Annotated in this window: 5 protein-coding genes and 1 pseudogene; 3 read left to right on the top strand and 3 right to left on the bottom strand. The window is 67.1% G+C overall.

Going from position 1 to position 6,268, the window contains the following annotated elements:
* Positions 1-247: pseudogene (locus ACWD6R_RS14630) on the bottom strand (IS701 family transposase); the annotation flags it as partial.
* Between the two features lie 203 nt (positions 248-450).
* Here ACWD6R_RS14630 and ACWD6R_RS14625 point away from each other — a divergent pair.
* Positions 451-1,200 carry a maleylpyruvate isomerase family mycothiol-dependent enzyme gene (locus ACWD6R_RS14625; RefSeq protein ID WP_451818999.1) on the top strand — a complete coding sequence of 250 codons (750 nt, stop codon included), beginning with the start codon at positions 451-453 and terminating at the stop codon, positions 1,198-1,200.
* A 200-nt stretch (positions 1,201-1,400) separates the two neighbouring features.
* Here the strand turns inward: ACWD6R_RS14625 and ACWD6R_RS14620 are convergent, their stop codons facing one another.
* Together ACWD6R_RS14620 and ACWD6R_RS14615 are read right to left on the bottom strand one after the other, a co-directional pair.
* Positions 1,401-2,561, bottom strand: coding sequence for an ABC transporter substrate-binding protein (locus ACWD6R_RS14620; protein ID WP_451819006.1), 1,161 nt, complete (start codon positions 2,559-2,561; stop codon positions 1,401-1,403).
* A 193-nt stretch (positions 2,562-2,754) separates the two neighbouring features.
* Positions 2,755-4,194 carry a gamma-aminobutyraldehyde dehydrogenase gene (locus tag ACWD6R_RS14615; RefSeq protein ID WP_451818998.1) on the bottom strand — a complete coding sequence of 480 codons (1,440 nt, stop codon included), beginning with the start codon at positions 4,192-4,194 and terminating at the stop codon, positions 2,755-2,757.
* A gap of 178 nt (positions 4,195-4,372) precedes the next feature.
* Here ACWD6R_RS14615 and ACWD6R_RS14610 point away from each other — a divergent pair, with 178 nt between their 5' ends.
* The gene (locus ACWD6R_RS14610) at positions 4,373-4,864 is read left to right on the top strand and encodes an Lrp/AsnC family transcriptional regulator (RefSeq protein ID WP_451818997.1); all 492 of its coding nucleotides are present in this window, start codon (positions 4,373-4,375) and stop codon (positions 4,862-4,864) included.
* The gene (locus ACWD6R_RS14605; RefSeq protein WP_451818996.1) at positions 4,849-6,228 is read left to right on the top strand and encodes an aspartate aminotransferase family protein; all 1,380 of its coding nucleotides are present in this window, start codon (positions 4,849-4,851) and stop codon (positions 6,226-6,228) included. Before ACWD6R_RS14610 ends, ACWD6R_RS14605 begins: the two co-directional genes overlap by 16 nt.
* Positions 6,229-6,268 lie beyond the last annotated feature (40 nt).

Genomic DNA, 6,268 nt, shown 5'->3' with positions numbered 1-6,268 from the left:
GGGAGACCCCATCCGAGGGCCTTCCGGCGCCTTGGAATCGCACGCACCAGACCGCGTCCGCTTTCCGATCGAAGGTCACCCGACAGGCTCTGAGCAGGTGCTGCATGCCGTCCGGGGTGGAATCCCCGGCCCATTCGGCGATCGTCCAGCAGTTCTTGCGGGGAAGGTCCGACAGGGGTCCGAGCACCAACCGCTCGACTCGCCGACGGGGCTCCACCCGCACGAAACGGCCCGCGATCCGGTTCATCAGGCCCTCGAATGCGTCCTGCCAGCGGGCCGGGGCTACGCTGTGACCTGCGGCCACCGCATGATCTTCAGTCTTCACACACCGATGATCAACGGTGGCCGTACGCGTCCACGCACCCGGCCCCCAGCAACACGACCACGAAGTACCAACGGGCCCGGGGAAACCGGATGGCCGCTGTCAGTGCCGGGTGATACGAAGCGGGGATGACTCAGACACCTGCCTTCGAAGACCTGCTGGTCCTGGTCGAGGACCGCGCCGCCACCCTGCGCAGCAGCGTCGCGGGCTCCCCCGATCTGGATGTCCGCGTTCCCAGCTGCCCCGACTGGTCGCTCCGCGACCTCGTCGAGCACCTTACCGAGGTGCACCGGTTCTGGGCGGCGGCGGTCGCGGCCGGCCCCAGCGAGAAGCCCCCGACCGTGGCGCCGTCCGATGACACGTCGTCAGCCGGACTACTGGCCCGTTCGGCCACAGCCACCCAGGAGCTGATCGCCGCCCTGCGAGCCGCAGGTCCCGCTATGGGCTGCTGGACCTGGTGGGGCGACTCCGCCGTGCCGATGACGAGCGGTGCCGTGGCGCGCCATCAGATCCAGGAGGCCGCTGTCCACGCCTTCGACGCCCAGCTGGCCACCAAAACTCCCCAGCCCATCCCGGCGGTTGTCGCACTCGACGGCATCGCCGAGTTCATCAGCGTCAGCCACGGCACCGCCGGCCCCTGGCCGCACGAGCCGGCCCGGATCGGCCTGCACGCCGCCGAGGGCAAGTCGTGGCTGGTCAACCTGGCGGCGTCGGGATCACACGTCCTCGACGGCCAGCACGAGACGGCCGCCGACCTGCACGGATCGGCGAGCAACCTGCTGCTCACCCTGCACGGCCGCCTCCCCTTGGACAGCCTGCGAAGCGAGGGTGACCGCGCCACCCTGGAGAACCTCCTGAGCTGGCCGGACCTGGGCTAACCTCCCAGTCCGAGAAACCCCCTGGGGGCGGCGCCTACCCTGTGACTTGCGGCCCCACCGGCAAGATCACGAACTACGGCTGGAGTACCAGGCGTCGCACCACCCGTTCATGACCTGGCACTACGCGCATTCTGCGTAGTGCCAACCATCCATCTTTTGTGCCAACTAAAAATCCTCGTCACACCACCCCGGGGCCGGTTTCACAACCCGACGATGGAGTTCCACTTCTTCGCGAACTCGGTACGCTCCTCGGACGTGATGTCGCGGGCGATCGCCAGCCGCTTGCGCATCGCCTCGTCGGGGAAGATCAGCGGTTCCTCGGCGAGCGCGGCGGTCTCCTCGTCCTTGGAAGAGGCCAGCACCTCGCGGGCGGCGGGGACGGGGCAGACGTAGTTGACCCAGGTCGCCAGCTCCGCGGCGACCTCGGGCTCGTAGTAGTAGTCGATGAGCTTCTCGGCGTTGCGCTTGTGGCGGGCGAGGTTGGGGATCATGAGGGACTCCGCCCAGAGTTCGGCACCCTCCTCGGGCACCACGAACTCGATCTCCGGGTTGTCGGCCTGCAGCTGGATGACATCGCCGGAGTAGGCCTGGCAGGCGAGTACATCGCCGGTCGACAGGTCCTTGATGTAGTCGTTGCCGGTGAAGCGGCGGATGTGCTTCTTCTTCACCAGCTTCTCCACCTGGTCACACACCTCGTAGAAGTCGTCGCGCTTCCAGCGGGTGACGTCGACGCCGTTGCCCTGCATCAGAAGGGCCAAGGACTCGTCGAGCCCGGACAGCAGTGTCACCTTGCCGCTCAGGTCGTCCGCCCACAGATCGCTCAGGCTCCTGATCTCGCGGCCGAGCTTCTTGCGGTTGTACGCGATGCCGGTGATCCCGGACTGCCAGGGGACGCTGTGCGTCCGGCCTTTGTCGAAGGCGGGTGAACGCAGCTGCGGGTCCAGGTATTTGGCGACATTGGGCTGCTTGGCCCGGTCCATCTCCTGCACCCAGCCGAGCCGTACGAACCGGGCGGCCATCCAGTCGCTGACGACGATCAGGTCCCGGCCGGTCTCCTGATGGTTCATCAGCGCCGGGCTGATCTTCCCGAAGAACTCGTCGTTGTCGTTGATCTCCTCGGTGTACGTGACGGAGATCCCGGTCCGCTTGCTGAACGCGTCGAGGGTGGGCCGCTTCGACGTCTTGTCGTCGGTGTCGATGTAGAGGGGCCAGTTCGCGAAGTGCAGGGAGTGGTCGCGCGCAGAGTCGTCGTGTCCGGCGCGGTCACCGGGCTCCACATAGGCGGCGGGCACTCCGCAGCCGGCCAGCGATACACCGGCCGCTGTGGCCCCGAAGGCGCGCAGCAGGGACCGGCGGGACATGGGGTTCTTCGGGATTGCTCGCACCTGCGCAGGATGCCGGTCGGGCGACGGCGCGGGCAATGGACCAACCGTCCAGCGGTACACGCTCCGTCCGCACACCCTGTCGATGCCGTCGTCGATGCTGTTGCTGATGCCAGGAACGGAAACAGCCCCGGGCTCATGCCCGGGGCCGTACACCGCAGCTGACGAAAACTCAGTCGTCGAGCGAGGTCATGACGTGCTTGATGCGCGTGTAGTCCTCGAAGCCGTACGCGGAGAGGTCCTTGCCGTAGCCGGACTTCTTGAATCCGCCGTGCGGCATCTCGGCGACGAGCGGGATGTGGGTGTTGATCCACACACAGCCGAAGTCGAGGTTCTTGGACATGCGCATCGCGCGGGCGTGGTTCTTGGTCCACACCGAGGAGGCGAGGGCGTACTCGACGCCGTTCGCGTACTCCACGGCCTGGTCCTCGTCGGTGAACGACTGGACCGTGATCACCGGTCCGAAGACCTCGTTCTGGATGATCTCGTCGTCCTGCCGCAGACCGGAGACGACGGTCGGGGCGTAGAAGTAGCCCTTCTCGCCGACCCGGTGGCCGCCCGCCTCGACCTTGGCGTGCGTGGGCAGCCGGTCGATGAACCCGCTGACCTGCTTCAGCTGGTTGGCGTTGTTGAGCGGGCCGTAGAGCACGTCCTCGTCGTCCGGCTGCCCGGTCTTCGTGTCGGCGGCGGCCTTGGCGAGCGCGGTGACGAACTCGTCGTGGATCGACTCGTGGACGAGGACGCGGGTCGCGGCCGTACAGTCCTGCCCCGCGTTGAAGAAGCCCGCGACGGAGATACCCTCGACGGCCTTGGCGATGTCGGAGTCCTCGAAGACGACGGCCGGGGCCTTGCCGCCGAGCTCCAGGTGAACGCGCTTGACGTCCTTGGCGGCGGACTCGGCGACCTGCATGCCGGCCCGTACCGAACCGGTGATGGAGGCCATCGCCGGGGTCCGGTGCTCGACCATCGCGCGGCCGGTGTCCCGGTCGCCGCAGATGACGTTGAAGACGCCCTTGGGCAGGATGTCGCCGATGATCTCGGCGATCAGCACGGTCGACGCCGGGGTGGTGTCGGACGGCTTGATGACGACGGTGTTGCCCGCGGCGAGCGCCGGGGCGAACTTCCATACGGCCATCATCATCGGGTAGTTCCACGGCGCGACCTGGGCGCAGACGCCGACCGGCTCGCGGCGGATGATGGAGGTCATCCCCTCCATGTACTCGCCGGCCGAGCGGCCTTCGAGCATCCGTGCCGCGCCCGCGAAGAAGCGGATCTGGTCCACCATCGGCGGGATCTCTTCGGTGCGGGTGAGCTCGATCGGCTTGCCGGTGTTCTCGGACTCGGCGGCGATCAGCTCCTCCGCCCGCGCCTCGAACGCGTCCGCGATCTTCAGCAGGGCCTTCTGGCGCTCGGCGGGCGTGATGTCGCGCCAGGCGGGGAAGGCCGCCGCGGCGGCGTCCATGGCGGCATCGACATCGGCCTGGCCGGAGAGCGGGGAGGTCGCGTAGACCTCTTCCGTCGCCGGGTTGACCACGTCGATGGTCCGCCCGTCCGCGGCGTCCCGGAACTCCCCGTTGATGTAGTTGCGCAGACGGCGCACCTCGGTGGTCACAACCACCCCTCCTGTCGACACGTCCAATGGATGAGACGTCCAGCCTAGTCGCAGAGGTATCGCTTTCGACATACCCAACCGCCGAGAACTTCGGATTCAGTGTGATCTGGGCCCTCAAACAACGAATTTCATCGATTGAGGGTTGCGAGACAGACGAGTCTCGGTGCACAGTGGATGCGTGGCCAGTCGCAGCGCAGACTCCAGGACCGGGAACGGATCGTCACCAACGGTCGATGCCGTCTCCCTCGCAATCATCGAGCAGCTCCAGGAGGACGGGCGTCGTCCGTACGCCGCGATCGGCAAGGCCGTCGGCCTCTCCGAGGCGGCCGTGCGGCAGCGCGTCCAGAAGCTGCTCGATCAGGGCGTGATGCAGATCGTCGCCGTCACGGACCCGCTCACCGTGGGGTTCCGGCGGCAGGCGATGGTCGGCATCAATGTCGAAGGCGACCTCGATCCCGTCGCGGAAGCGCTGTCGGCCATGACCGAGTGCGAGTACGTGGTGATGACCGCGGGCTCCTTCGACCTGATGGTGGAGATCGTCTGCGAGGACGACGACCACCTGCTGGAAACGATCAACAAACGCATCCGGGCCATCCCCGGCGTGCGCTCCACCGAGAGTTTCGTCTACCTGAAGCTCAAGAAGCAGACCTATATGTGGGGAACCCGATAGCCGTGAGCAAGGACCTCAGCCGAACCGCGTACGACCACCTGTGGATGCATTTCACCCGCATGTCGGACTACGAGAACGCGCCCGTTCCCACCATCGTGCGTGGCGAGGGCACCTACATCTATGACGACCAGGGCAAGCGCTACCTCGACGGCCTGTCCGGCCTGTTCGTGGTCAACGCCGGTCACGGCCGTCACGAGCTCGCCGAAGCGGCCTACAAGCAGGGCCAGGAGCTGGCCTTCTTCCCGGTGTGGTCCTACGCCCACCCGAAGGCCGTCGAACTGGCCGAGCGGCTCGCCGACTACGCGCCGGGCGACCTCAACAAGGTCTTCTTCACCACCGGCGGCGGCGAGGCCGTCGAGACCGCCTGGAAGCTTGCCAAGCAGTACTTCAAGCTCAAGGGCAAGCCGACCAAGTACAAGGTCATCTCGCGTGCGGTCGCCTACCACGGCACCCCGCAGGGCGCCCTGTCCATCACCGGCCTGCCGGCCCTGAAGGCCCCCTTCGAGCCGCTGGTCCCCGGCGCGCACAAGGTGCCGAACACCAACATCTACCGCGCCCCGATCCACGGCGACGACCCGGAGGCCTTCGGCCGCTGGGCCGCCGACCAGATCGAGCAGGAGATCCTCTTCGAGGGCGCGGAAACGGTTGCCGCGGTCTTCCTGGAGCCCGTGCAGAACGCCGGTGGCTGCTTCCCGCCGCCGCCCGGGTACTTCCAGCGGGTCCGCGAGATCTGTGACAAGTACGACGTGCTGCTCGTCTCCGACGAGGTCATCTGCGCCTTCGGCCGCCTCGGCACGATGTTCGCCTGCGACAAGTTCGGCTACGTGCCGGACATGATCACCTGCGCCAAGGGCATGACGTCGGGCTACTCCCCGATCGGCGCCTGCATCGTCTCGGACCGCATCGCCGAGCCGTTCTACGAGGGCGGCAACACCTTCCTGCACGGCTACACCTTCGGCGGCCACCCGGTCTCCGCAGCGGTCGGCCTCGCCAACCTCGACATCTTCGAGCGCGAGGGTCTCAACCAGCACGTCCTGGACAACGAGAACGCGTTCCTCACGACGCTGCAGAAGCTGCACGACCTGCCGATCGTCGGCGACGTCCGCGGCAACGGCTTCTTCTACGGCATCGAGCTGGTGAAGGACAAGGCCACCAAGGAGACCTTCACCGACGAGGAGACCGAGCGCGTTCTCTACGGCTTCCTCTCCAAGGCGCTGTACGACAACGGTCTGTACTGCCGGGCCGACGACCGCGGCGACCCGGTCGTCCAGCTCGCGCCGCCGCTGATCTCCGACCAGTCGACGTTCGACGAGATCGAGGGCATCCTCCGGAGCGTCCTGACGGAGGCCTGGACGAAGCTCTGAGAGGGACGGTGATCCGGGCCGCGGTTCGATCGGCTGATCG

The sequence above is a fragment of the Streptomyces sp. NPDC005151 genome (genome assembly GCF_053599875.1).
Note: the sequence above shows the minus strand (reverse complement) of the source record. Positions and strands in the feature narration are given on the sequence as shown.